General features: G+C 51.9%; 3 protein-coding genes. 1 reads left to right on the top strand and 2 read right to left on the bottom strand.

All coding sequences use genetic code 11. The features are described from left to right. Together Q0L26_RS05645 and Q0L26_RS05640 are read right to left on the bottom strand one after the other, a co-directional pair. A partial coding sequence (locus Q0L26_RS05645; RefSeq protein WP_296648547.1) for an RNA degradosome polyphosphate kinase occupies positions 1-1,958 on the bottom strand: 1,958 nt, incomplete at its 3' end. A gap of 97 nt (positions 1,959-2,055) precedes the next feature. Beyond that, entirely contained in the window at positions 2,056-2,745 is a 690-nt protein-coding gene (locus Q0L26_RS05640) for a response regulator transcription factor (RefSeq protein ID WP_296648544.1), read from the bottom strand. A gap of 69 nt (positions 2,746-2,814) precedes the next feature. On the opposite strand from Q0L26_RS05640, the gene Q0L26_RS05635 reads away from it, so the two are divergent. Then, positions 2,815-3,078 carry a hypothetical protein gene (locus Q0L26_RS05635; RefSeq protein WP_296648542.1) on the top strand — a complete coding sequence of 88 codons (264 nt, stop codon included), beginning with the start codon at positions 2,815-2,817 and terminating at the stop codon, positions 3,076-3,078. The last annotated feature ends 130 nt before the right edge of the window (positions 3,079-3,208 follow it).

The following is a 3,208-nucleotide window of genomic DNA, read 5'->3' as shown; positions in this document are numbered from 1 at the left end:
CGAATGTGATCTGGCTGCGAAAGGCGAACAAGCGCTTCAACGCGACGATCCAAGTTTCTGTGCATCATGTCTGCTGAACCAATGAAAACCGCAGGGTCGCCGCCACCGGCGAAAGCGAAGATTCTTGAGTGTTCAAGGTAACGACCGAGTACTGAGCGCACCTTGATGTTTTCACTTAAACCTGGAACGCCTGGCTTTAGCGCACACATTCCGCGAACCAAAATTTCGACCGGCACGCCAGCATTAGATGCCTTGTAGAGAGAGTCAATGATTTGTTCATCAACAAGAGAGTTGACCTTGATGCGAATGCGAGCATCTTTACCGGCCTGCTTGTGGGCAATTTCTTGCTCAATGCGAGCGGTCAAGCCCTCACGCACGCCGTTAGGTGAAACCATCAACGATTTGAATTCGGCTTCAGGTGCATAGCCAGAAAGTTGGTTGAACAACTTGGTTAGGTCTTCACCCACGGACTCGCGCGAGGTTAGTAGACCGTAGTCCTCGTAGTAGCGGGCAGTCTTAGGGTTGTAGTTACCTGTGCCAACGTGGCAGTAGCGGCGAAGCTGGCCTTTTTCTTGGCGAATAACCAGTGCCAACTTACAGTGGGTCTTCAAGCCAACGATTCCGTAAACCACATGCACGCCAGCCTGTTCAAGTTTGCGGGCCCAAGCGATGTTGTTCTGCTCGTCAAAGCGCGCCTTGATTTCAACCAGTGCCAAAACTTGCTTGCCAGCTTCAGCAGCGGCAATTAGCGCATCAACAATCGGTGAATCACCCGAGGTGCGGTACAGGGTTTGCTTGATAGCCAAAACTTTTGGATCAGCGGCGGCCTGCTCGACAAAAGCTTGAACCGAGGTTGAGAATGACTCATATGGGTGGTGCATCAAAATATCGCGCTGACGCATCGCCGAGAAAATACTTACATCTTTATCTTCCACCGGCTGAAGGTAGCGATTAGTAATCACCTGGTGAGGTGGGTAGTGCAAATCCGCACGCTTGAGCGATGAAATTTCAAATAGACCGGTCAGATCAAGCGGTGATGGCAGGTGGTAAACATCTTCGTCGCTGATGTCTAGTTCGCGAATCAAAAGTTCTAGAACTTCTGGGTTTATATCGTTGGCAACTTCAAGGCGAACCGGTGGACCAAAACGACGGCGCAGCAATTCTTTTTCAAGAGCAAGAAGTAGGTTCTCACCTTCGTCTTCATCAACTTCAAGATCTTCGTTGCGAGTAACGCGGAACGTGTGGTGCTGCAAAACCTGCATACCCGGAAATAGCAGACCCAAATATTCACCGATGATGTCTTCGAGTGGAACAAAGCGTGCATCTTGAACTCCACTGTAGCCAGGAATTCGCACGAAGCGTGGAAGTAGTGGAGGAACCTTTACTCGGGCAAAGTGTTCTTTGCCAGAATCCGGGTTCTTCAAAACCACAGCAAGGTTTAGTGACAGACCGGAGATGTATGGGAACGGGTGAGCAGGGTCAACTGCAAGCGGAGTTAGTACCGGAAAAATCTGATTCTGAAAATATTCGTGCAGCAGGCCGCGCTCAGAGTCCTCGAGGTTTGCCCAGCGAACGATTCGAATGCCTTTTTCTTTCATCGCCGGTTTGATGGTGTCGATGAATAGCTGGGCGTGACGCTCCTGCAGGCGGTGTGCCTCGCGGCTGATTTCACTGAGAACCTCTTGAGGTGACAAGCCGGAACTTGAAGTCACAGCTAGGCCGGTTGCAATACGGCGCTTTAGGCCTGCCACGCGAACCATGAAGAATTCATCGAGGTTCGAGGCAAAAATTGCCAAAAAGTTGACCCGCTCCAAAAGGAACATGGTTGGGTCTTCTGCCATTTCCAAGACTCGCTGGTTGAAGGCAAGCCAGCTGAGCTCACGATCTAGGTAGCGATTTGGGGCCAATTCGGTGCCAAAATCAGGCAACGAGATTGACATGGTTTCTTCTGAAGACATTGTTCAATCCTGCCACGGCCAGGTTGCTTACGGATAGACGCAGTTTTACCGGAAGGTAAACCCGTCAGAACACCGATATCGGCGTTATTCGGCCAGGTTATTCGGCCAGTGCCTCGGCTCGGGCATCGGCGCTTTCATCGATGTTGAAGCGGTAGCCAACGTTGCGCACGGTGCCAATCAGGGCCTCTAGATCGCCCAGTTTGGCTCGCAGGCGGCGAATATGCACGTCTACGGTTCTAGTGCCACCAAAGTAGTCGTAGCCCCAAACCTCGCTGAGCAGCTGCTCGCGGGTGAAAACACGGCCAGGGTGTTGAGCCAAGAAGCGCAGTAGCTCGAACTCTTTATAGGTGAGATCAAGCGGGCGACCATTAACCTTGGCCGAATAGCTGGCCTCATCGATTACCACGCCTGAGGCATGAATCTTGTCGCTGCCCTCAAATTGCTTGGCCTTGCCAATGGCCAGGCGAATGCGGGCATCTAGTTCGGCAGGTCCAGCGCCTTCAACAACGATGTCTGAGGCGCCCCACTCGGCGTTCACGGCGGTGAGTCCACCCTCGGTAACTACAAGAATTAGGGGAGCACTCAGCCCGGTGGCGACCAAGATTTTGGCTAGGGATTTAGCCCCGGCCAGATCGCGGCGGGCATCAAGAAAAATTAGGTCGTGACCAGGGGCATTTACCAGGTTTGCCGGTTCAGCTGGAATCTGGCGAACGCGGTGGCTCAATAGGCCCAGCGCAGGAAGAACTTCAGATTCAGCTGTCGCTGTCAAAACCAGAAGTTGAGCCATAAGTGTCTCCCAAAACGCTTGGCTAAAGTTTAGCCCTTTATTTACTTGGACTTAAGGCATGATTGCCTTGTGAAAGCGAAATGGGCCCAGATCATCATTATTTGGGCGCTGGTCGCAGCCGAGACCCTGATCCTGGTTATTGGCTTCAGCGATGAGAGCCAAAACGTGGAGGCATCCTTCGGTGCGGTGTTGGCCGGCTCGATTGCCACCGTTTCGCTACTGCAGTTATTCAAAAACAACGCCGAGGGCTTCGTGCGCAAACTGGTTTACGTGGGTGGCGGAAGCTATTTGATCCTTGCCGTGGCCACCGCGTACCTTTTCTTGAAAGGTTAGACTTAAGACATGTTGCTAGCACTTGAGATTTTCTTTACCGGACTATTGGTCTTGGCTTCTTTGGCTATTGCAGGAGTTTCAGCACTCGTGCTTTACAAGTTGTTCAAGGGTCAGAAATAGTTGTTCGTAT

This window comes from Rhodoluna sp., assembly GCF_024641065.1.
Classification (GTDB): Bacteria; Actinomycetota; Actinomycetes; order Actinomycetales; family Microbacteriaceae; genus Rhodoluna.
Note: the sequence above shows the minus strand (reverse complement) of the source record. Positions and strands in the feature narration are given on the sequence as shown.